The organism is Bradyrhizobium sp. USDA 4451, from assembly GCF_054822585.1.
This window is the reverse complement of sequence record NZ_JBTRCH010000001.1, coordinates 7,219,281-7,240,779: the sequence shown is the minus strand read 5'-3', so window position 1 is coordinate 7,240,779 and position 21,499 is coordinate 7,219,281. Positions and strand designations below refer to the sequence as shown.

The 21,499-nt window shown below is 64.5% G+C and carries 21 protein-coding genes; 14 read left to right on the top strand and 7 right to left on the bottom strand.

The genetic code is table 11. The features are described 5' to 3' along the window. Positions 1–2: 2 nt before the first annotated feature. The 3 genes from ACVMB0_RS33960 (at position 3) to ACVMB0_RS33950 (ending at position 3,038) form a co-directional block, all read left to right on the top strand. Positions 3–1,457, top strand: a complete 1,455-nt coding sequence (locus ACVMB0_RS33960; RefSeq protein WP_461348980.1) for a short-chain fatty acid transporter — start codon at positions 3–5, stop codon at positions 1,455–1,457. Between the two features lie 372 nt (positions 1,458–1,829). After that, complete coding sequence (locus tag ACVMB0_RS33955) at positions 1,830–2,060, top strand: hypothetical protein (protein WP_461348979.1); 231 nt, start codon at positions 1,830–1,832, stop codon at positions 2,058–2,060. Between the two features lie 24 nt (positions 2,061–2,084). Then, positions 2,085–3,038: an aliphatic sulfonate ABC transporter substrate-binding protein gene (locus ACVMB0_RS33950; protein ID WP_461348978.1), complete on the top strand. Its 954-nt coding sequence runs from the start codon at positions 2,085–2,087 to the stop codon at positions 3,036–3,038. A gap of 18 nt (positions 3,039–3,056) precedes the next feature. Here ACVMB0_RS33950 and ACVMB0_RS33945 read toward each other — a convergent pair whose 3' ends face one another. Genes ACVMB0_RS33945 through ACVMB0_RS33930 form a run of 4 tightly spaced genes read right to left on the bottom strand, consistent with a single transcriptional unit; the run spans position 3,057 to position 7,623 of the window. Continuing rightward, complete coding sequence (locus tag ACVMB0_RS33945) at positions 3,057–3,782, bottom strand: formyltransferase family protein (RefSeq protein WP_456756479.1); 726 nt, start codon at positions 3,780–3,782, stop codon at positions 3,057–3,059. A gap of 35 nt (positions 3,783–3,817) precedes the next feature. Further along, a complete protein-coding gene (locus ACVMB0_RS33940) occupies positions 3,818–5,047 on the bottom strand; it encodes a hypothetical protein (RefSeq protein WP_461348977.1) in 1,230 nt (409 codons plus the stop codon). Further along, complete coding sequence (locus tag ACVMB0_RS33935) at positions 5,004–5,177, bottom strand: hypothetical protein (protein ID WP_461348976.1); 174 nt, start codon at positions 5,175–5,177, stop codon at positions 5,004–5,006. The genes ACVMB0_RS33940 and ACVMB0_RS33935 overlap by 44 nt, the downstream gene beginning before the upstream one ends. Positions 5,178–5,235: 58 nt before the next feature. After that, positions 5,236–7,623, bottom strand: coding sequence for a hypothetical protein (locus ACVMB0_RS33930; protein WP_461348975.1), 2,388 nt, complete (start codon positions 7,621–7,623; stop codon positions 5,236–5,238). A gap of 667 nt (positions 7,624–8,290) precedes the next feature. On the opposite strand from ACVMB0_RS33930, the gene ACVMB0_RS33925 reads away from it, so the two are divergent. The 11 genes from ACVMB0_RS33925 to ACVMB0_RS33875 all read left to right on the top strand — a co-directional run bounded on the left by ACVMB0_RS33925 (position 8,291) and on the right by ACVMB0_RS33875 (position 18,468). Then, positions 8,291–8,992 (top strand): RNA polymerase sigma factor, encoded by a 702-nt coding sequence (locus ACVMB0_RS33925; RefSeq protein WP_456753501.1) that lies wholly within the window; start codon positions 8,291–8,293, stop codon positions 8,990–8,992. 140 nt (positions 8,993–9,132) lie between these two features. Beyond that, positions 9,133–9,957 carry a flagellin gene (locus ACVMB0_RS33920; RefSeq protein ID WP_212016051.1) on the top strand — a complete coding sequence of 275 codons (825 nt, stop codon included), beginning with the start codon at positions 9,133–9,135 and terminating at the stop codon, positions 9,955–9,957. A 63-nt stretch (positions 9,958–10,020) separates the two neighbouring features. Then, positions 10,021–11,721: a flagellar filament capping protein FliD gene (fliD, locus tag ACVMB0_RS33915; RefSeq protein WP_461348974.1), complete on the top strand. Its 1,701-nt coding sequence runs from the start codon at positions 10,021–10,023 to the stop codon at positions 11,719–11,721. After that, on the top strand, positions 11,721–12,164 hold the full coding sequence (locus ACVMB0_RS33910; RefSeq protein ID WP_461348973.1) for a flagellar export chaperone FliS: 444 nt from the start codon (positions 11,721–11,723) through the stop codon (positions 12,162–12,164). The genes fliD and ACVMB0_RS33910 overlap by 1 nt, the downstream gene beginning before the upstream one ends. A 94-nt stretch (positions 12,165–12,258) precedes the next feature. Beyond that, positions 12,259–12,777: a hypothetical protein gene (locus ACVMB0_RS33905; RefSeq protein ID WP_461348972.1), complete on the top strand. Its 519-nt coding sequence runs from the start codon at positions 12,259–12,261 to the stop codon at positions 12,775–12,777. Between the two features lie 250 nt (positions 12,778–13,027). Then, positions 13,028–13,699, top strand: a complete 672-nt coding sequence (locus tag ACVMB0_RS33900) for a flagellar hook assembly protein FlgD (RefSeq protein WP_461348971.1) — start codon at positions 13,028–13,030, stop codon at positions 13,697–13,699. A 19-nt stretch (positions 13,700–13,718) separates the two neighbouring features. Further along, positions 13,719–15,008: a flagellar hook protein FlgE gene (gene flgE, locus ACVMB0_RS33895; protein WP_456753506.1), complete on the top strand. Its 1,290-nt coding sequence runs from the start codon at positions 13,719–13,721 to the stop codon at positions 15,006–15,008. Continuing rightward, on the top strand, positions 15,008–15,259 hold the full coding sequence (locus ACVMB0_RS33890) for a hypothetical protein (protein ID WP_461348970.1): 252 nt from the start codon (positions 15,008–15,010) through the stop codon (positions 15,257–15,259). Before flgE ends, ACVMB0_RS33890 begins: the two co-directional genes overlap by 1 nt. A gap of 19 nt (positions 15,260–15,278) precedes the next feature. Then, positions 15,279–15,734, top strand: a complete 456-nt coding sequence (locus tag ACVMB0_RS33885; RefSeq protein WP_456753508.1) for a flagellar protein FlgN — start codon at positions 15,279–15,281, stop codon at positions 15,732–15,734. 27 nt (positions 15,735–15,761) lie between these two features. Beyond that, the gene (gene flgK, locus ACVMB0_RS33880; protein WP_461348969.1) at positions 15,762–17,543 is read left to right on the top strand and encodes a flagellar hook-associated protein FlgK; all 1,782 of its coding nucleotides are present in this window, start codon (positions 15,762–15,764) and stop codon (positions 17,541–17,543) included. 16 nt (positions 17,544–17,559) lie between these two features. Beyond that, positions 17,560–18,468: a flagellin gene (locus ACVMB0_RS33875; RefSeq protein WP_461348968.1), complete on the top strand. Its 909-nt coding sequence runs from the start codon at positions 17,560–17,562 to the stop codon at positions 18,466–18,468. 9 nt (positions 18,469–18,477) lie between these two features. Here the strand turns inward: ACVMB0_RS33875 and ACVMB0_RS33870 are convergent, their stop codons facing one another. Genes ACVMB0_RS33870 through ACVMB0_RS33860 form a run of 3 tightly spaced genes read right to left on the bottom strand, consistent with a single transcriptional unit; the run spans position 18,478 to position 21,429 of the window. Continuing rightward, positions 18,478–19,404, bottom strand: coding sequence for a substrate-binding periplasmic protein (locus ACVMB0_RS33870; protein ID WP_461348967.1), 927 nt, complete (start codon positions 19,402–19,404; stop codon positions 18,478–18,480). Further along, complete coding sequence (locus ACVMB0_RS33865; protein ID WP_461348966.1) at positions 19,401–19,751, bottom strand: c-type cytochrome; 351 nt, start codon at positions 19,749–19,751, stop codon at positions 19,401–19,403. Before ACVMB0_RS33865 ends, ACVMB0_RS33870 begins: the two co-directional genes overlap by 4 nt. Positions 19,752–19,764: 13 nt before the next feature. Further along, the gene (locus tag ACVMB0_RS33860; RefSeq protein WP_461348965.1) at positions 19,765–21,429 is read right to left on the bottom strand and encodes a methanol/ethanol family PQQ-dependent dehydrogenase; all 1,665 of its coding nucleotides are present in this window, start codon (positions 21,427–21,429) and stop codon (positions 19,765–19,767) included. Between the last annotated feature and the right edge of the window lie 70 nt (positions 21,430–21,499).

Below are 21,499 nucleotides of genomic sequence, written 5' to 3'. Positions count from 1 at the left end.
TGATGACGAATGCTACGCACGATCAAACCGTGGACTTACGAAAACCGGTCGCGGACAACATCATCGCGCGCTTTTCGCAGGCCCTGGTGACGTTTGCGGAGCGCTGGTTTCCGGATGCGTATGTCTTCGTGCTGATCGCGGTGATTGCGGTCGCCGCGGGCGCGATCCTGCATGGCGGTTCGCCGCTCGCCGTCAGCCGCGCCTTTGGTGACGGGTTCTGGAATCTGATCCCGTTCACGATGCAGATGGCGCTGGTCGCGATCGGCGGCTACGTCGTGGCGATGTCGCCGCCGGTCGCGGCCGTGCTGGCGCGGCTCGCGAGCGTGCCGAAGACCGGCCGCGGCGCGGTGGTGTTCGTCGGCGTGCTCAGCATCTTCCTCTCGCTGCTGAACTGGGGCCTCAGCCTGATCTTCTCCGGCCTGTTGGTGCGGGAGATCGCGCGGCGCACGGATATCCGGCTCGACTATCGGGCGGCCGGCGCGGCCGGTTATCTCGGGCTCGGCTGCGGCTTCACCCTCGGCATCACCTCGTCGGCCGCGCAGCTGCAGGCCAATGCCGGCAGCATCCCGGCGTCGCTGCTGCCGATCACCGGCGTGATCGGCTTCTCGGAGACCATCCTGACCTGGCAGAACATGGTCACCGTCGTGATGGTCACTGTCGTGTCGGCCGCGATCTGCTATTTCACGACGCCCGCGCCCGAGCAGGCCAAGACCGCGGAAGAGCTCGGTGTAGCGCTCGGTGATGACCGCATCGAAGCCAGGAAGCCGGCCCGGCCGGGCGACTGGCTGGAATTCAGCCCGCTGCTGACCATCCTGATCGCGCTGCTTGCCGCCGGCTGGCTGTGGCAGACGTTCCAGTCGGGCAATCCGCTGATCACGCTGTCAGGGCTCAACACCTACAATTTCGTCTTCCTGATTCTCGGCATCGTATTGCATTGGCGGCCGCGCAGCCTGGTCGAATCCTTCTCCAAGGCGATGCCGAGCGTCTCCGGCGTGCTGTTGCAGTTTCCGTTCTATGCCGGCGTCGCGCAGATCCTGACCAAGGTGCCGAACAGCAGCGGCACCACGCTGTCAGACACGATCGCGCACTGGTTCGTCGGCGCCTCCAGCAATTCGACGGTGTTCTCGTTCCTGGTCGGAGTCTATTCGGCGCTGCTCGGCTTCTTCGTGCCGTCGGCCGGCGGAAAATGGATCATCGAGGCGCCCTACATCATGAAGGCGGCCAACGATATCGGCGCGCATCTCGGCTGGACTGTGATGGTCTACAATATCGCTGAGACGCTGCCGAACTTCATCAACCCGTTCTGGATGTTGCCGCTGCTCGGCATTCTCGGCCTGAAGTCGAAGGATCTGATCGGCTATACATCGGTGCAGTTCTTCATCCACTTCCCGATCGTGATGCTGCTGGCCGCGATCCTGATGGCGACCTTCACCTATCATCCGCCGATCCTGCCCTGAGCGATGCGGGCCGGGCACCGCGAGGCACGGTGCCCGGCCAACGTTCCGCCAGTTCATGCCGTTCGCGCCCGGCATCATCAAAACTGTGCTGTTTTTCGGCCCGCGGCGAATGAGCTATCGCGCCGGGCCCTGATCTTTGGTCAGCCATTTCATTGACCGCCGCGCGGTTCGGCCGGATATTGATGCGCGATATCCGTGTTGTCCGAGGTCACCGCAATGAGACATATCCACCGCAGCTTGATGTGCGACATGCGAAGCCGCATGCAGCACCGCTGCGTCTCGGCGGCGACCGGCGTCTGTTGTTGATCGCTTCGACAAATCCAAAGCACCCGACAATCAGACAGGACGCCGTCATTCGGCGATGGAGCACGCATGTCCCAAGCGCAAACATCCCAAGCTTACGTCATCGAAGTATCGGATCGCACCGCGGGTATCGTCGTCGGCGATAACAGCGGCTTCTGCTTCTTCTCTTCGGACCGGGCCTTCGATGGCCTCGACGGCGGGCATTTCGGCTCCGCCCGCGCCGCAGAGCGCGCGGTGAGGGCGCATTTGCAGCGCCGCCAGGTGCGCGGCCGACCGTCATCGAACTCACGCAACATCTGAAAGACAACCTTTGAAAGGACTGTCATGACGACCAGACGTACCATTCTTGCGGCCGCGCTGGCATTGTCCGCATTCGCCGTCGCGCCGGCCCGGGCCGAAGACAAGCCGGCCGAGATCCGCATCGGCACGCAGAAGGGCGGCCTGTTTCCGGCCGTCCGCCAGCGTCACACCGTCGAGGATGCGTTCAAGCCGCTCGGCATCGAGGTGAAGTGGATCGACTTCCAGTTCGGCCCGCCGCTGCTCGAGGCGATCAATGTCGGCAGCGTCGATTTCGGGTTCGTCGGCGATACGCCGCCGATCTTTGCGCAGGCCGGTGCGGCAAAGATCACATACGTGGCGGCGGTGACCTCTGATGGCAGCAACCAGGCGATCATCGTGCCGGCGGACTCCCCGATCCGGACGCTCGCCGACCTCAAGGGCAAGCGCGTTGCGTTCGGCAAGGGCTCGAGCGCGCACAATCTGCTCGTCGCCGCGCTCGACAAGGCCGGCCTGTCCTGGAGCGACATCACGCCGACGCCGCTGGCGCCGGCGGACGCGACCGTCGCGTTCTCCCGGGGCATCGTCGACGCATGGTCGATCTGGGATCCCTATCTGGCGCTGGCGGAGATCAAGGACAAGGTCCGCGTGATCGCCTTCGACAAGGACGTGCACAGGCCGAACGCGTTCTACATCGCGGGATCGGACTTTGTTGCGAAGTATCCATCCATCGTCGCGAAGCTGAACTCCATCTTTGCCGCCGAAGGAAAATGGGCCGCCGATCACCGCGAGGAGGTGGCTCGTGCGCAGGCCGAGGCCACCGGCGTCGACATCGAGGCGGTCAGGCGCTTCGTCGCGCGCTCGAACTACCAGGTGGTGCCGGTCGACGCCGAGATCATCAGGAGCCAGCAGGCGATTGCCGACCGCTTCAAGGCGATCGGGCTGATCCCAAAGCCGATCAATGTTTCCGATATCGTCTGGAAATGGACACCCGGCTCGTGAGCCGATTTGGTGGCGTGGTCAGGAAGCCGCGGCGAGCGGCGGCGCGATCACTTGGGGCGCCTCGGGCGTCTGTGTCGTCGTCGTCGCGAGCTGGAAGCGGATGCCGTGCACGGAGACGGTCAGCGGGATGCCGCGGAAATCGTCGTGGAAGGCGCGGATCCGGCGTGCCAGCTCACCGGGGCTGATGCCGGCGGGAAGCTCGCACATGTCGCGGTACATCTGCCTTGTACTTTTGACGCCGCACCAGGCGATCTCCAGCTCGGCCAGCGGCGCCGGATTGCAGGCGAGATCGCGCGACATCCGCCAGAATAGATGGGCCAGCCGCACATAGGCGATCTGCTCGAGCCCGCGCACGCCGATCTTGTCGGGAATGATGAAGGACTCGACCCCGACGACGGGACCGGAATCGACGCGCGCGGCCATCACATGGGCCGTCGCGCCGAAGCTGCGCGCGCCGTCATAGAGCGCGAAATGCGCCGGCGCCCAGCCGGGATATTGCGGCGGGCCGGGGTGAAAATTATAGGCGCCGTGGCCGAGCGCCGTCAGAATGCTCTCCGGCACGATGACGCTGGTGGTGAAGGCGAGCAGCCGGGCTTCGCGCAACACCTCGGGCTCGATCGCGGCCAGTTCCTCAGCCGTCACCGCGCAGCGGAACGACAGCGCCGGGTTGTGCGCCTTCAACAGTTCGGTGAGCGCGAATTGCTGGTCGGCGACGCCGGTGAGAAGGATGATGGTCTTCATGATGCGGGTGTCCTTCTCTTGTTTTTTCTTTCCGTCCGTCAGCCGCGCTGCCCGGCCATGATGACGACGCTGCCGGCATCGCGGGATTGGCCTACGGTGCGGAACAGATCGGCCGGCAGCGTCTGCCACGGCGCGATCTCGATGATCCGGTTGTTGGCGCTCTTGGCTGCCGATTTCGCCGCGCGGATGTCGTCCTGCCAGGGGCAGAGCGCGAGTTCGAGCCGGCCGAAGCCGCCGCAATCGGCGGCGAATGCGCCGGTGACGGCCTCGATGCTGGCGGCCATCTCGCGCGCGTCGCTGGTCGCGATATCGCGCATGATCACGGTGATCGCATCGTTCGAGGCCGCCTGCGACGTGACCACGATCATGGCATCGCGGCCGCCGCTGCGGCTGGCGCGCCGCGCGGGCCGCATCGCGACGCCGAATTCGGCGTCGGGACCGAGATCGCTGTTGTCGGTCGGCAGGTTGTGAACGATCGTGGTATGGCGGGGCGTGCCGGCGTCCTCGGCCGGAGCGTGGTATGAGCGCGGCAGCCAGGCGGTGTCGAGCGCCATCTGCGACGACGTCAGGCTCCAGGCCTGGTCGAGCAAGTAGCCGTCCCACACCGCGGGATAGGCGGTCGCGATGTGATGCCAGGTGCGCAGCAGCGCTTCGGCGCCAGGCGAGCGGCCGAGATACAGGGTGCGCGCCGACATCTCCCACCGATTCCATTTGTGGAGCGCGGCGTCGCAAGCGAGGTGGGAGGGCAGCAGCGGCGGCTCGCTGAGTGTTGCATCGGCTTCGATGAAGAGCAGCGGCTCGTCGTGCGCCTCCCACATCCGCAGCATGAACGCGGACTTGTCGGATGCGCTTATGTGCGCGCCGTCCGCGGTGTCGATCGGCACGATCTCGCTCGCGATCTGGAATTCGGCAAGCTTCTCGCGCAGCGCGCGGGCATGATCGTCGCCCAGGGCGCGCGGATAGCAGGAGACCACGCGCAGCGCGGCCTCGGAGCTTGCGCCTGCCTCGGGCGCGATCAGACGCCAGTTGAGGCCACCCCACCACATCTCGTGCGGGCCATCGTAGCTTGGTCCGACGGTGCCGAAGTCGGTCAGCTTGGATTTCAGGAAATCGAACGCCGGGTTCTCGCCGAACGGAATGACGACCGCGCTGTCGGCGCGAAGCGACCGGTAGAGCATCTCGGCGGCGGGGCCGCTCGGCGGCTCGACGACCATGATGACGCCGTCATCCCGCGCCGTCACCGAGCCGGCCCCGGTGGATCGACACACGCCCGAGCCGCCCGGATAGCCATGCCAGCCGCCGGCGCTGCGCCGCGCTCATCCGGATGCCGTTCGCCGCCAGCAATTGGTCGAAATTCGTCTGCAAGCCGTCCGCTTGCGCCGCGTCAGCCGAAATCATGCCCGCACTGCCCTTCGTTAACCTTCTACGGGCGAGGCGGCCAGATCAGGCGGACAAATCAGCTGCCGTTGGTTGGCGGCGCGCCATTACCGGCGCGCCAGGACAGCGTGGCCGAGGGGGCTCGGTTGCCGTCACGGGTCTCGACCGCGAGGATGCGGTCATGGTCGAGGGCGGTCAGCGCGATCGTGTAGATCGCAACGTCGTCCTCGAAGCCGTCGACCGGGATCAGCAGCATGCCGTCTTCGCTGGTGGCGCGGAACTGACGGCCGTTCCGCTCGATGCCGGCATCGGTGAGCCGTTCCCCGGCGATCGCCGTCAGGTTAGGACTGGCCGCAGCTTTCGCCGCGCTTTCACCGTACTGGACGGTGATGCCGTGAAGCAGCCCGTTGCGGGCAAGTTTCGGCAACGGCAGCGCGATGGTCGCAACCGCCATGCGGCGCGACAGTGGGATCCGCAGCCGAAGATCACCGAGCCCGGTGTGATAGACGGTGATCGCCTCAAGCGACGCCTGGCCGTCCCGCCCGAACAGGCCGACCTGCAAGGTCCCGCAGTGCGACTCGCCGAACACGTTGGCGGGCAGGCGATTGGCGCCGAACAGCGTGTAGAGATAGGCGTGCGACGGTGACAACGCGGCAAAGCTGCCGGCCAGCCACATCGGCGGCGCCGGCGCCGTGCAGGCGGCCACGAGGCCGCGGGCGCTGATGCTATCATTGATGAAGTCGGCATCGAGCAGCGGCGCGAGCGCCTGGGTGCCGAGATTGACGTCATGCTTGATGCCGCCGAGCAGCACCAGTTCGTCATCGTTGGGCAGCAGCAGCAGGCGCCCGAGCACCGCAGCGGCCCAGCGCGCGGCGACTATCGGGTCCGCGTCGGGCTGCAATGCATAGCGCGGCGCCAGCTCGCGGGCGCGCGATGCATAGGCGATCGTCCCGGACTGCACCTCGGTCGCCAGTGCGAGCTGGGCGGCGGGGCGCTGATCGCCCTCGCGCAGCACCTCGCCGCCGCGATAGTCGCGCGCCGATCCCTCCGCCGAACAGCAGAGCTGCTCCAGCAATGCGACGTTGCGGATCAGCATGCGCTTGACGTGCGGCGTGACGATGCGATCGGAGATCAGGCCTTCCGCGCTGTCGTCATCGGCGATATCGTCGAAGGCGTCGTCAAGCGTCAGCAGATAGGCGCCGTGCAGGCGGATGCGAATGCCCTCGCGATCGAAGATGCGCCGCAGCGACTTCTGCACGCTCGCCGAATAACCGAGATCGACCAGGATCAGGTCGGTACAGTGATCGAAGTCCGGGATCCGGGCGCGCAAATAGGTGAGCAGGCGGTCGCGCACGCCGGCCGCGATATCGGTGATCTCGCGCGGGTCCATCAGATCGGGCAGGGCGTCGGCGAGTTCGCGACCGCTCGCAATGCCGTCCGGATACCGGGCAAAGAAATTCATCACCGCAGGCGGCTGCACCTTGACGATATCGACAAAGGTCGGCGCGTCGATCTTGACGACACGGCTCAGCAGCTCGATCAGCGGCTCGAGCGTATCGGCGGATCCGACCAGGCTGACACGGCGATTGATCTCGATATAAGCGCCGGTCTCGCCATGGCCGGCCTGGCTCTCGCCATGGCCTGCCTGGCTCTCGCCATGGCCGGCTTGCCAGACGCGATGCGGCAGCAGACCGTCGCGGCCGAGGAATCCGATCGCCACGCGCGCGCCCGCGCGCACCAGCGCCGCACGCCGGGCCTCGATGAAGGCGTCGAACGCCGCCATGACGGGGCCGAGCACGGTCACGCCGAGGCTGAAGGCTGGCGAATGCTCAGCGCTCCGCGCCGCCACCGCACGCCGCAGCGTACGGGCGCCGCGATCGAGTCGCGACGGCTGATCGGGACACAGCAGTTCGTACATCGCTGTTTCGCGCTGAAACTTCGAGGCCAGCGCCGCGCTGGCCTGCGGATAGTAGCGCGGGCGGATGCCGTGACGGCGCGCGCCCTTGATATCAGCGTCGTGATTGTCGCCGACATGAAACGAGCTCGCCGCATCGACGCCTTGCTCGGCGAGATAGGCCTCGAACAGCGCTTCGCTCTTGCTGCTGCCGTGATCGCAGGATGCGTAGAGGAAATCCCAGCTCAGCCCGGGACTGCAGCTGCGCAGCAATTGCGCGAGCTGCTCGGTGCTCCAGTAGGTGTCGGAGATGAAGCCGACGCGAAAGCCACCACGCTTCATGTCCAGATATTGCTCGAGCATTTCCGGATTGGCGCGGCACAGCTCGAGCTCGGCTTGGAATTCGATTCGCGCGAGATCCTGCAACGCGTCGCGCTTCAGGCCGAACAGCCTGAACGGAAAGTACTTATAGATATCGGCGATGCGCACTTCAGTGGAGCCGTTGCGCTCCAGCGCGAGCTTGCGCGCGCGCGCCTCAGCCTGGATTCGATGCTGAACGAAACTGACGGACATATTCGGAAATTTTTCAGCAATGCGAGAAAGCTGAAAAACCCTTTCAAATACGCCATCTGGCGCCGTGCAGGCGCGCAGCAGAAATGTATCGAAAACATCGAATGAACATGCAGAAACATTCTGCGCTCGACGCGTCGCGTCGACCGTCATGATCGTCATGCGCAAAATTCCCGCCGGTCCTCATGCATTGAACGCGTGCATGAGACAAATCAGGCGCGTCGGTTCAAAAAAGTTGACGCGAGATTCGAAAACGCGCGCTTCGCGACTGACAGACTCAAAAAATCCGATAACGTCGAAATGGTGATTCGGAAAAAATTGCCTAGTCGCAATCGTCGAATGCAAGATGGCGACCAACGGCAATGGATCACTCGCATGCTCCGCGCATGCACGTGTTCGCGTGGCGTTAGTTGATGTGACAACAGCGTTTTCCGGCGCGACGAACTTTTCCGCGGGCATGCGAGGCGATGCTGAACGACTGCTCCATTCTCCGTAGAATTGCCGGTTGCGCCTTTGCGCAGCGGCAGCTTTTGCCGGGCGGTCGGCAAAAAGATCCAGCTAAGCACTTGAAAAATAACGAAAAAAGTTCGCCTGGTTTGCCTGGCGCCTCCGTTCAACGCTCAGAAGCCGCATGGGATGTGTGCCAGCGGCGTTGGTTGGAGAGCGGCGGATGAGTTACGCGCTTGATGTGATGGCAGCGGTCGAGGTGGAGGCGACGACGGTCGCGGCTGCGCCGGTCGAAGCGGCGGCTCCCTGGAGCAACGTCCCCACGGTTGCCGATGCGGGCCCGCTCGACACCGTCGAGATCCAGGACGAGGACAAGGAACTGCTCGACCGCCTCGCCGCCGGCGACGAGGCGGCGTTTCGTGCTCTGGTCGAACGCCATGTCGATCGCGCCTACGCGATCGCGCTGCGCATCGTCGGTAACGCCGCCGACGCCGAAGACGTGGTGCAGGACACGATGCTCAAGGTGTGGACGCATCGCGGCCGCTGGCAGCACGGCCGCGCCAAGTTCTCGACCTGGCTCTATCGCGTCGTCAGCAACCGTTGCATCGATCTGCGCCGCAAGCCGCGCACCGAGAATGTCGATGTCGTGCCCGAGGTCGCCGACACGCAGCTCGACGCCTCGACCGTCATCGAGCGCAACGAAATCGGCAATCTTCTGGAGCTCGCGATGCAGCGCCTGCCGGAGCAGCAGCGCGTCGCGGTGATCCTCTCCTACCACGAGAACATGAGCAACGGCGAGATCGCCGACGTGATGGACACGACCGTCGCGGCGGTCGAATCGCTCTTGAAGCGCGGGCGGCAACAGCTGCGCGAGATGCTCAAGCGGCACGAGCGGGACCTGCGCGGCGCGTTTACCGACTGCTAACCATAAATTTCGGCTTCTGAAGATTTCGCGCCTGACCACCGGCGGCCGACCCGTTTGATCGGGCGGACGGGGGCTGGATCCGCGTCACCTCTCTTCTTCCCGATGCGGCATGCCATGCCCCATCATCACAGGAGCTACTCATGCCCGCAATTTCCACCAACACCGCCGCGAACTCCGCGGTCCGTTACCTCAACATCAACTCGCAGCAGGAAACCAGCGCGCTGTCGAAGCTGTCGAGCGGCTCGCGCATCACCTCGGCTTCCGACGACGCCGCCGGCCTCGCGATCTCGACCCGCATCTCTTCCGACATCACGACGCTGCAGCAGGCCGCCACCAACGCGGCGCAGGCGACCTCGATCCTGCAGACCGCCGACGGCGGCGCCTCCAACATCTCGGACATCCTGGCCCGCATGAAGTCGCTGGCTTCGGAGTCCGCCTCCGGCACCGTGGCTGACTCCAGCCGCGCCTACATCAACTCGGAATTCACGCAGCTCAAGGGCGAAATCGACTCGATCGCCAGCGGCACCCGCTACAGCAGCCAGAGCTTGCTCGACGGTTCGAGCGTGTTCTCCTCGGGCGTCTCGGTGCTGGTCGGCTCGACCTCGGCCGACACCATCACGATCACCTTGACCAGCCTGACGGCGTCCTCGCTCGGCGTCACCTCGCTCGACGTCTCGAGCCTCTCGACCGCCACCAGCGCGATGTCGGCGCTCGACAGCGCGATCGACACCGTGTCGTCCGCCCGCGCCGAGATCGGTGCCCAGGAATCGCGCTTCAACTTCAGCGCCGACTCGATCTCGACCCAGACCCAGAACCTGCAGTCCGCCAACTCGGCGATCAAGGACGTCGATATCGCCGCCGAGCAGGCGACGCTGTCCTCGGCCGAAGTGAAGACCCAGGCCGCGGTTTCGGCGGAAACGGCGGCGAACCAGATGCCGCAGTACCTGCTGAAGCTGCTCGGCTAATTCGACAGACAGATCGGGCCGGCATGATGCCGGCCCGATTCCTATTGCGGCGGAAGTGTCGACATGACGGTTAGCAGCGCCACCTCGAGCAGCACATCCAGCACGACGTCGCCCAGTTCTGCCAGCACGGTGACAACCACCGGCACGACCAATTCGACCAGTATCGATTGGGATGCCCTGATCGAAGCCGAGGTCAACGCCAAGCTCACGCAGGCGACCACGATCACGACGTCGATCACCGCCAACCAGGCCAAGATCACCGCCTACCAATCGCTGCAGACGGAATTGTCGACGCTGGCCACCGGGCTGTCGTCGCTCAGCACCTCGATCATCAATTCGATAGCGACCAACGCATTTGCCACGCGCTCGGCGACGATTTCGTCCACCGGCGACGTCAGCGCCTCCTCGGCGCTCAACATGAGCGTCAACAGCGGCTCGGCGACCGGCGATCATACGCTCCAGATCAGCCAGCTGGCGACCGCGCAGAAAGTGATCGGCTCCACGCAGTCGAGTTCGTCGACGGCGCTGGGCCTGTCCGGCACGTTCTCGCTCGGCTTGGCCGGCGGCACCAGCACGGCGATCTCGATCACCAGCGGCATGTCGATGCAGGATGTCGTCGACACCATCAATGCGCAGACATCGACCACCAATGTCCAGGCCTCGATCGTCCAGGTGTCGAGCGGGTCCTACGAGATGGTGCTGACGGGAACCCAGGACGCCGCCGACATCACCTATTCGTCGACGTCGGGCGACGATATCCTGAACAAGCTCGGCGTTACCGACACGTCGGGGGCATTCACCGACGTGCTGCAGAAGTCGCAGTCCGCGCAGTTCACGCTCGATGGCATCGCGCTCACCCGCAATACCAACGATATCTCCGACGTTCTGACCGGCGTCACCTTCGACCTGCTGCAGCCGACGCCGAGCGGCACCAGCCTGAACATCAGCATCCAGACCGACACCAGCCAGATCACGAGTGCGTTGCAGACCTTCGTCACCAACTACAACGCGTTTCGCGATCAGGTGATCGCGCAGTCCGCGCAGAATTCTGACGGCACCGCCGCATCGACCGCAGTGCTGTTCGGCGACAGCACGATGCGCGATATCATGACCCAGCTCCAGCAGGTGCTGAGCGGGACCGTGAACGGCATGACGATGGCCGATCTCGGCCTGTCCTTCAACGAGAACAACGAGCTGCAGCTCGATACGGGCACGCTGTCGACGGTGCTGACGCAAAATCTGGCCGGTGTGACCAAACTGCTGTCGGCGCAGACCACCACCTCGTCCAGCCAGCTCAGCGTGGTCAATACCGGCACGTCCCCGCAATCCTTCACGCTCGACGTGACCGTGGATTCGACCGGCACGCTGAGCGGGGCCTCGGTCGGCGGCGACAGCTCCGGCTTTTCGATTGTCGGCAACTCCATTATCGGCAACGCGGGCACGATCTATGCCGGCATGGCATTCACCTATACCGGCTCGACCTCGCAATCGATCACCGTGTCGTCGACCTCCGGTCTTGCGACGCAGATCTATCAACTCGCGCAGACCAATTCCGGGACCAGCGGTCAGCTGCAAACCTTGATCACCAATTTGCAGTCGCGCGACACCGATCTGCAATCCCAGGTCAATGACATTCAGAGCAATGCAGCGACGTTCAAGGCGCAGCTGCAGCTTCAATACGCCAACTATCAGGCCGCCATCGAAAGCGCGAACAACACGCTGGGCTACCTGAGTGCCCTCCTGAACGCATCATCGAGTAAATAATGACCCAGAATGCCACGGCCTACCTCGCCAACAATGCCTATCGATCCGCCGCGGTGGCGGTGCCGCCGCTGAAGGCGGTGGTGATGCTGTGCGATGGCGCCATCACCTTCCTGCAGAAGGCGCTGGATGCGCACGAGGCGAAGCGCTTCGAGGAAGGGCACGCCTATCTGACGCGGGCGACCGCGATCCTGCGCGGACTGAGCCACCATCTCGACGTCACCCGCGGCGGCGCGATGGCCGATCGCCTGTTCCGGACCTACAATGCCCTGATCATGGCATGCCTGCGCTCCTACGGCCGGCCGCACGCCAGGGAGAATTTCCGGCGCATCATCGCCAGCCTGACTGAGCTTCGCGACGCCTGGACGTATGTCGAGGCGACCGCCGGCAAGGCGGCCAAGGCCAAAACGCTCGACAAGGCGCTCGAATCGGCCGTTGGCCGCTGAGCGGGCGAATCGGCCGGCGAACCCGTTTCGCCGGGAGGGGGCAGGGCGCCAGGGCGGGCGTCCTGTTGGGGAAAAAGGCCGCCCGGTGAGCACCATGCTGGACCTGACGGACCGGCGGCGGAAATTGATTTCCGCCGTCCCGCGAATGCTTTATGACAGCCGTGGCGACGAGGCTGGATCTGCGCGCGGGATGGACGTTGCGACATTCGAAGACCTGATCGACCGGCTGGGGGAGGATCTATCCCGCTGGCCCGATGATCAGCGTCTTGCCGCCGTCCAGCTGCTGGCCTCCTCGGCCGAGGCGCGGACGCTCTATGAAGAGGCCAGCGCGGTGCGGCGGGCCCTTGCGGCACCGCCGGTTCGCGCACCCAAGGGGCTTGTCGACCGCATCACGGCCGCAGCGGCGAAACTGCCCCAACAGGCGCCCCCCGAGCCGGCTTCGGAGCCGGCTGCGCCCGAAGACCAGCCAAACGATGCGCAAGCTGCGGGCGAATCCGCGCCGCAAGGCAAGGTGCTGCCCGCGCTGTTGCTGGCGCTGTGCCTGTTGCCCGCGCTGACGCCGCCGGCATTGCTGTTCGGCGAGCCGGATCTGCCGATCAACCTTTCGCTCTAGGCTCTCTGCGTTCGCCCGACGACGACGCCGCGCGTTTCCGTGGCGGGTCGCTGGCGACCCTTTGCGAGCTCTGAGGAGCGCCTTATGACCGCTGGCCGATCGGCAAATTCTGCCGATTACTCAAGTGATTCCACCGAGATGAATTCGCGCCTGAATTCGGCGCGTCATCCGTTTTATCTGCGAACGACTTCACGACCCCAATGTTCCAACGCGTTCCGTCGCACTGACCCGCGACGAAGAGAGCCTTGTCATGACCGTTTCCTCGGCAACCTCTGCTGCAACCTCCGCCGCTTCGAGTTCGTCGTCGAGCTCATCGTCGACTGCTTCGATGGGAATGAGCTCGACCGATTTCCTCAATTTGCTGGTCAGCGAGCTGCAGAACCAGGACCCGCTGAACGCTACCAGCACGACCGACTTCATCAATCAGCTCACCTCCTACGCCAACTTCACCGAGCAGCAGTCGACCAACGCCAGCATGACGTCGCTGGCGAGCTCGTTCTCGAGCCTCGTGACGCTCAACTCGGTCAACTACATCGGTCACACCGTCGAGGCGAAGACGAATACGGCGGAGCTGACCAACGGCTCGGCGACGTTCGGCTACTCGCTGACCTCGGCCGCGTCCAACGTCGCGATCACGATCCAGGACTCCTCGGGCAACACGGTATGGAGCGGCAAGGGGACCGGAAACGCCGGCTCCAACAGCTTCACCTGGAATGGTCAGACCACGAGCGGCACGCAGCTCAGCAATGGCGGCCAGTACACCATCCAGGTGACCGCGACCGACTCCGCCGGCAACTCGCTGCTCAGCTACACCACGATGACGGGAACGGTGACCGGGATCGATGCCTCCGGCTCGACGCCGTCGCTGCTCGTGAACGGCGTCCCGGTCAGCGCCGCCAATATCATCGGCGTCACGTCCTGATTGCTTCCGGAGTATTATCATGAGTCTCACTGGTGCACTTTCCTCGGCGATCTCGGCGCTCAATGCGCAGAGCCAGTCGCTGGCAATGATTTCCGACAACATCTCCAACGCCGACACCACGGGTTACAAGACCACGTCGGCGATGTTCGAGGATCTGGTGACGGCGTCGAACAGCGCCACCTCGTACACGTCCGGCGGCGTCACGGTGTCCGGCCGCGCCAATATCACCCAGCAGGGCCTGCTGGCTGCGACCACCAACGCCACCGACGTCGCGATCCAGGGCAGCGGCTTCTTTGTCACCACCAACGCAACGACCGGCGGCACCACCTCCTATACGCGCAACGGTGCGTTCACTACCGACAATCTGGGTTACCTCGTCAACAACGGCAATTACCTCGAAGGCTGGCGTACCGACGCTGACGGCAACATCATCGGCAATGCCTCTGCCGCGAGCCTTGGGCCCATCAACACCCAGGTGGCCTCCACCAGCGGCAGCGCCACCACCAAGACCACGGTCGCGGCGAACCTGCCGGCCGATGCCGCCGTCGGCGCGACCTTCAACAGCTCGATGACGGTCTACGATTCGCTGGGTACGGCGAGCACGATCCAGATCGACTGGAAGAAGACCGCCGACAATACCTGGCAGGCCAGCTTCGAGCAGCCCAAGCTCGCGTCGGACTCCACCACGGCAAGTGCCAACGCGATCACTGATACGGTGGATATCACCTTCAATGCCGACGGCTCGCTCGCCTCGACAAACCCGAGCCCGCCGACCATCTCGATCACCGGATGGAAGGACGGCGCAGCCGACAGCTCCACCGCCAACGGTACCGCCATCACGCTCAATCTCGGTACGGCCGGCAAGACCGATGGCCTCACACAGTATTCGTCGGGCCAGACCACGCCAGCCGTCGATCTCACCAGCATCACCTCGGACGGTCTGCCGTACGGCAAGCTGAGCAGCATCGCGATCGGAAAGGGCGGCGTGGTCGACGCCACCTACTCCAACGGTCAGACCATCGCGATCTACAAGATCGCGGTTGCGACCTTCAGCGACCCCAATGGATTGAGCGCGGCCAGCGACGGCATGTACTCCGCGACCGCCGCCTCCGGCAACGCCACGCTGCAGACCTCGGGCAGCAACGGCGCCGGGACGATCTACGGCAGCGAGCTGGAATCGAGCACCACCGACACCAGCGGCCAGTTCTCCAACATGATCTCGGCGCAGCAGGCCTATTCGGCGGCGTCGCAGGTGATCACCACCGTCGACAAGATGTTCGATACGCTGATCTCGGCGGTGTCGCGATGATGACCGACAACAACAATGACCGCCTGCTGGTCAGGCTTCGGCGGCTGAAGGCGAAGGCCGCTGCGGTCCAGCCGAACGATCGGGCGCACATCATCGCTTTGCTCGACGATATCGGAACATTGCACGACTTGCTGATGCGCGAATGCGCGCGGCTCGACCAGGAATTCAACCGGGCCACGGCCCGGATAACCGCGATCACCGCATACGGGCGCAGCGCACAATCGGTTCGCGACCTGCGCCGCGGACACTAGCTTGAACGGGAGTGATGACATGACACCGGAACGTAACATCAAGATCAATCCCGCGGGCAATGACGAACGCGCCAGGTCGTTGATCGCATTGATCGACAATCTGATCGCGATCGTGAACGAGGAGAACGTCGAGCTCGCCAAGGGCCTGCCGGCCTCGCGACTGAAGCAGGTCGACGAGAAGAACCGCCTTGCCATCCTGTTCGAGCAGTGTGTGGCCGAGGCGGTCGGCAAGGCCGCCAATCTCAACGTTCAGGACCGTGCGCTGCGCGAGCAGCTGATGGACCGGATCCTGAAGCTGCGTGTCGCAATGGACGAGAACGTGATGCGGCTGCGCGCGGCGATCGATGCCAGCAACCGCCGGATCGAGGCGATCATGCAGGCGATCCGCGAGCAGATCGCCAACGTATCGCCGTATGGGGCCGGCGGCCGTCGCGTTACGCCCGCGATGTCCTATGGTACCAACGTGCGGGCCTGATCGGGCCGGCGCCGGAGGGAGTAGGCCGTGTCGTCGCTCGATATCGCACGAAGCATCGCATTCAGCGGGCTGTCAGCCACGCAGGTGCAGATCAGCATAGCCTCGGCCAACATCTCCAATGCCGACACCAAGGGCTATACCGAGAAAACCGCAAACCAGAGCAGCAGCGTTACCGCCGGTGTCGGCACCGGCGTCACGATCACGGGGATTACCAGCTCGGTCGACAAGCTGCTGCTGAAGTCTCTGGTCAGCGCCGATTCCGATCTCGGCGCCGCCGACACCAACAACAGCTATCTGACCGAGCTTCAGCAGCTCTATGGCTCGACCTCGAGCTCGGACAGCTCGACGACGGGCACCTCGCTGGCGAACACGATCGCGGCATTCGAGTCGGCGTTGTCGTCGCTGGCAAGCACGCCGAGCAGCGCGTCGTTGCAGGCGAACGCCGTCAGTGCGCTGAACGCGGTCACCGACCAGCTGCAGCAGACCTCGAGCGGGATCCAGAAGCTGCGCTCCAACGCGGACCAGGATATCGCGTCGTCGGTCACCGACATCAATTCCGATCTGCAGCAGATCTCGGACCTCAACAAGCAGATCAAGCAGGAAGCCGCCGCAGGCCAGCCGACCGCCGATCTCGAGGACCAGCGCAACAGCGCGTTGCAAGACCTCGCATCGCAAATGAATGTGAGCTACTTCACCAACTCGAGCGGCGACGTGCAGGTCTATACCGGCTCGGGACAGGCCCTGGTCGACAGCACGGCGCATCCGTTGAGCTACACGCCGGCGTCCAGTGTCACGGCGGCAACGACCTACACCGCGGGATCGGCGACGAGCGGCTTCAGCGCGATCACCGTCAACGGGGTCGACATCACCTCGCAGATCACGTCCGGCAAGGTCAGTGCACTGATCACGTTGCGAGACCAGACGCTGCCGGCCGCGCAGTCGCAGCTCGACGAGCTCGCCCAGCAGCTGACCGCGACCGTCAACGCCGTCTCCAACCAGGGCACATCGCTGCCGCCGCCGGCGACCTTGACCGGAACCGCGACCGTGAGCAATTCGACGCCGTTGTCGGCGACTGGCACGGTGCGGATTGCGGTTACGGACAAGAGTGGCAATCTGGTGTCCTACAAGGATCTCGATCTCGCGTCCGATACCACGGTCAGCGCGCTCGTCAGCGATATCAACAGCAAGGTGCCAGGCGTCACGGCTTCGCTCGATGCCAACGGACATTTGACGATCTCGGCGAACGGCTCCGGCTACGGCGTCGCCATCAACGAGATGACGAGCTCGGTCGGCAGTCCCGGCGAGGGATTTTCGGACTATTTCGGACTCAACGACCTGATCAACGGGACCAGCGCCTCCGACATCGCGGTGCGCAGCGACATCCTCAACGGCACGTCGGCGCTGCCGACCGCGACGCTCGATGCGTCATCGACGCTGACGACCGGAAACTCGGTGCTGTCGCCCGGCTCGGCGACGGTGATCAACGCGCTCTCGAGCGCGCTGACGGGATCGACCAATTTCGCGATGGCGGGCGGGCTCGGCGCCACCACAGGCTCGTTCACTGACTATGCGGCTGCGATCGTCGCCAACGTCGCCGGCAAGGCGACCCAGGCGTCGTCGACCTACACCGCCAAGCAGACCGCGCAGTCGACCTATGCGAATTCGCTGTCGTCGCAATCCGGCGTCAACATCGACCAGGAAAGCGCCAATCTGAGTGCCTTGCAGAACAAATACGCCGCCGCGTCCCAGATCATCACGGCCATCAACGCCATGTTCTCGGCGCTGATGACCGCGATGACCGCAAGCTGAGTGTGAGGCCGTCGTCATGTTGATGCGTGTTGCCACCTTCGCGCAGTCGGACCAGATGATCACGAGCGCGCTGCGGCTGCAGGCGGCGATGGCCAACGAGCAGGTGCAGGAATCCTCCGGGATGCAATCGGAGGATTTCGGCGGCTACGGATCCGGCGCCGGGCGCGTGATTAATCTGCAGGTCTCGGTGACGCGCGCCCAGTCCTATATCGACGCCGCCAATCTCGCCGACAACAAGGTGCAGGCGATGTATTCGGCGGTCGGCTCGGTGACCGACATCATCACCCAGCTGCGCACCCAGCTCAGCGCGGCCACCACCGGGAGCAGCACGGCGACGGCATCGGTGATCAACTATGCCCAGCAGGCCATGGCGCAGATGCAGGGACTGCTCAACACCCAGTATGACGGCGAATACGTCTTCAGCGGCGCCCGCACCGACACCGCCCCGGTGGACATGTCGACCTTCGGCACCGGCACCGGCTCGCTGACGACATCGGACACCAGCTACTACAAGGGCGACAGCGAGATCGCGACCGTGCGCGTCTCCGACAGCCAGTCGGTGTCCTATGGCGTCACCGCGGATGATCCGGCGTTCGAGCAGGTCATGCGGCTGTTGAAATATGTCGGCAACAGCTCGAGCCTGTCGTCGAGCGATATCTCGCAGGCGCTCGACTTCGCCAGCACCGCGCTGGATGCGACGTCGACGGTGCAGGCCAAGCTCTCGACCGCGGCGTCGCAGATCGAGACCGCCAGCACCGACCAGAGCGACTACCAGAACTTCGCCAAGACCCTGTCGACCGACCTCACCAGCGTCGACGTCGCCGCGGTGACGGCGCAGCTGTCGACCTATCAGGCCCAGCTGACGGCGTCCTATTCGGCGATCTCCAAGATCCAGAGCATGAACCTGGCGAGCTACCTGCGGTAGTCGCAGGCGTCAGCGGTTCAGGATCTTCAGCCAGACATCGCCGAGGACGATCGGCTCGCGCGGCGCGAGCCAGGTGAGGCCGGCGGCCTTGCCGAGCTCGGCGATGGCGCCCTTGGCTTGCAGATCGGACAGCGCCTTGTTGACGGCCTCCAGCAGCGCCTTGTCGGTGTCGAGCGCGACGTAACCGCGGTTGGCGCCGATCGGATAGTAATAGCCGGAGGCGGCGATCTTGGTGTCGGGATGCTCGGCGCGGTAGGCGTCGAAGCGGCGCAGGTCGAGCAGCGTGGCGTCGTATTCGCCGCGCTCGAGCTCGCCCAGCAGGTCGCTGCGGCCGGGAACCAGGTGGGTGATGTCCTCGATCAGTCTGCCCTTGTCGAACGTCATCAGGATGGCATCGCCGAGCGTGCCGCTTTCGATCGTCAGCCGAAGCCCGGCGAGGTCGCCGATATCAGTGATCTTGCGCTGTTTCGCTTTCGGCCCGAGCACGACGGTCATCGGCGAATAGATGTAGGGCTGGCTCGGCACCAGCACCCCGATCGGAATCCGCCGGCGGCGATCGTCGCGCGTCGCGCCGTCGAAGTCCGGCAGCTTTGCGGTCGTGACGCCGGGCACCTTCAGCGAGTCGGTGGTGAGGGCGTAGCCGCCGACCAGCGCGCAGCGGCCGTCCGACAGCAGCGCGTTGGCTTCGAGCGCCGGGCTCAAATCCTCGTCGAGCTTGCTCTCGAACCACTGGATCTTGAGCGGCCGCCCGAGCCGCTCGGCAACCGCTTGCGCGAGCGCGACGTCGAAGCCGGCATCCGGCTTGCCGCGATGATGCGCCGACAGCGGCGGCAGATCCTCGTCGAGGCACACCTTGAGCGGCGCGTCGCCGGCATGTGCCGCCGCCGTCATCGCAAGCAGCAGGGCTGCCGCTGTGCCCGCGAGGATTGCTCTCATTGCGGCCTCCGGGTCACCAGGAAGGCCCAGACGTCGGCGATCTCCTGCTCGCTCAGGATGTCGAGCCAGGGCGGCATCTTGCCGTTCTTGCCTTGCTTCACGGTGGTCACGAAGCGCGTCTTGTCGTCGGGAAATGCGCGCAAATCCGGCGTGATGGTGCCGGAATTGACCATGTTGGGTCCATGGCAATGCGAGCAGTTCTTGGCGTAGGTGACCTTGCCCTGGTCGGCCTGACCCTCAAGGTCGATTGCACTGGGTTGCTGTGCGGCCGCCGGGATCAATATGATCAAGGTCGCCGCGACGGCGGCGAAGATCGCCGCCGTCAACAGGGATACGCGTTCAGTCACGTGTGCTCCGCGCTCAGTTCTTGACCGCGAAAACCCACAGCGAGCCGCCGGGTGGCACCTTGGCAAGCCGCTCGTCGCCGGAGAACAGCGAATAGACGCCGCCATAGCCCGAGGTGACGGCGACATACTGCACGCCGTCCTGCTGCCAGGTGATGGGTTGTCCTTCGATGCCCGAGCCGGTCTGGAACTGCCAGAGCTTCTTGCCGGTGTCGGCGTCGAACGCCTCGAATTCGCCGGTCAATTGACCGGAGAACACCACGCCGCCGGCCGTGGAGAGCACGCCGGAGAAGCGCGGAATGTCGCTCGGCGCTTCCCACTTCGCCTTGCCGGTCATCGGATCGATCGCCTTGAGATGGCCGCGCGGTCCGGTGCCCCATTCCCAGGGATCGGTGAGGTCCATGCCGAGATACCATTCGCCCTGCTTGAACGTCACCGGCTCGGCCTTGTAGTGGCCGCCGAAGGCGAGCGTGTTGGCATAGGCGAGGCCGGTCTGCGGATTGAACGACATCGGCTCCCAGTTCTTGCCGCCGAGGATCGACGGGTAGACCGTGACCTTCTTGCCGTCACGCGCATCCTTGGAGACGTCGGTCTCGATCGGGCGGCCGGTCTTCATGTCTACGCCGGTGGCCCAGTTGACGTTCACATAGGGATTGGCCGCGAGCAGCTTGCCGTTGGTGCGATCGAGCACGTAGAAGAAGCCGTTGCGGTTGGCATCCATCAGCACCTTGGTCGGCTTGCCCTCGACGTTCATGTCGGCAAGCACCATCTCGGCCACCGAGTCATAGTCGAACGGATTGTTCGGCGAGAACTGGTAATGCCACTTGATCTTGCCGGTCTTCGGGTCGAGCGCGAGCACCGAGCAGGTGTAGAGGTTGTCGCCGGGACGCACCGCCGAGTTGAACGGGCCCGGATTGCCGATGCCCCAATACACCGTGTTCAGTTCGGCATCATAGGAGCCGGTGATCCAGGTCGAGCCGCCGCCCAGCTTCCAGGTGTCGCCCTTCCAGGTGTCGCCACCGGGCTCGTCCGGGGTCGGGATCGAGTAGGTCCGCCAGAGTTGCTTGCCGGTGGCCGGATCCCAGCCGTCGATGAAGCCCCGGGTGCCGAATTCGGCGCCCGAGATGCCGGTGATCACGACGCCGTCGGCGACCAAGGGCGCCACCGTCATCGAGTAGCCTTCCTTGATGTCGGCCGCCTTCTGGCGCCACAGCTCCTTGCCGGTCTTGGCATCGAGCGCGATCACGTTGGCGTCGAGGGTGGTGCGGAACACCTTGCCGTCATACAGCGCGGCGCCGCGATTGATGATGCCGCAGCAGACGATCCGCGGCGTCTCGGCGGGATACTCGACCTTGGTCTTCCAGATCTGCTTGCCGGTCTTGGCATCGACCGCGATCGTCGCGTTGTGCGTGGTGACGTAAAGGACGCCCTGGTAGACGAGCGGCTGCGATTCCTCGCTGCGGTCGTCGTTCAAACTGTAATTCCAGACCGGCACCAGATTCTTGACGGTGTCCTTGTTGATCTGGTTCAGCGTCGAAAAGCGCTGAAGATTGTAACCCATTCCATAATTGAGAACGTTCGAAGTATCGGTCGCCCCCTTGACCAACTGCTCGTTGGTCTGGGCGCTTGCACCATACGATGCAAGAATCACGAGGCTTGCGGCCAGCGCAATGCGTCTCATCCTATCCTCCCAATGAACCTTTTTCTGCACGCCTATTCCTGACGTTGCGGGCGGAACCATCCGCCTGAAA

Bases quoted from the DNA above. Each gene is read 5' to 3' on its own strand.
- ACVMB0_RS33960 (WP_461348980.1), top strand. From the start codon at position 3: ATGACGAATGCTACGCACGATCAAACCGTGGACTTACGAAAACCGGTC.
- ACVMB0_RS33935 (WP_461348976.1), bottom strand. From the start codon at position 5,177: ATGATTTCGGCTGACGCGGCGCAAGCGGACGGCTTGCAGACGAATTTC.
- ACVMB0_RS33955 (WP_461348979.1), top strand. From the start codon at position 1,830: ATGTCCCAAGCGCAAACATCCCAAGCTTACGTCATCGAAGTATCGGAT.
- ACVMB0_RS33875 (WP_461348968.1), top strand. From the start codon at position 17,560: ATGTTGATGCGTGTTGCCACCTTCGCGCAGTCGGACCAGATGATCACG.
- ACVMB0_RS33950 (WP_461348978.1), top strand. From the start codon at position 2,085: ATGACGACCAGACGTACCATTCTTGCGGCCGCGCTGGCATTGTCCGCA.
- ACVMB0_RS33925 (WP_456753501.1), top strand. From the start codon at position 8,291: ATGAGTTACGCGCTTGATGTGATGGCAGCGGTCGAGGTGGAGGCGACG.
- ACVMB0_RS33870 (WP_461348967.1), bottom strand. From the start codon at position 19,404: ATGAGAGCAATCCTCGCGGGCACAGCGGCAGCCCTGCTGCTTGCGATG.
- ACVMB0_RS33905 (WP_461348972.1), top strand. From the start codon at position 12,259: ATGCTGGACCTGACGGACCGGCGGCGGAAATTGATTTCCGCCGTCCCG.
- ACVMB0_RS33930 (WP_461348975.1), bottom strand. From the start codon at position 7,623: ATGTCCGTCAGTTTCGTTCAGCATCGAATCCAGGCTGAGGCGCGCGCG.
- ACVMB0_RS33920 (WP_212016051.1), top strand. From the start codon at position 9,133: ATGCCCGCAATTTCCACCAACACCGCCGCGAACTCCGCGGTCCGTTAC.
- fliD (WP_461348974.1), top strand. From the start codon at position 10,021: ATGACGGTTAGCAGCGCCACCTCGAGCAGCACATCCAGCACGACGTCG.
- ACVMB0_RS33890 (WP_461348970.1), top strand. From the start codon at position 15,008: ATGACCGACAACAACAATGACCGCCTGCTGGTCAGGCTTCGGCGGCTG.
- ACVMB0_RS33860 (WP_461348965.1), bottom strand. From the start codon at position 21,429: ATGAGACGCATTGCGCTGGCCGCAAGCCTCGTGATTCTTGCATCGTAT.
- ACVMB0_RS33900 (WP_461348971.1), top strand. From the start codon at position 13,028: ATGACCGTTTCCTCGGCAACCTCTGCTGCAACCTCCGCCGCTTCGAGT.
- ACVMB0_RS33910 (WP_461348973.1), top strand. From the start codon at position 11,721: ATGACCCAGAATGCCACGGCCTACCTCGCCAACAATGCCTATCGATCC.
- flgE (WP_456753506.1), top strand. From the start codon at position 13,719: ATGAGTCTCACTGGTGCACTTTCCTCGGCGATCTCGGCGCTCAATGCG.
- ACVMB0_RS33885 (WP_456753508.1), top strand. From the start codon at position 15,279: ATGACACCGGAACGTAACATCAAGATCAATCCCGCGGGCAATGACGAA.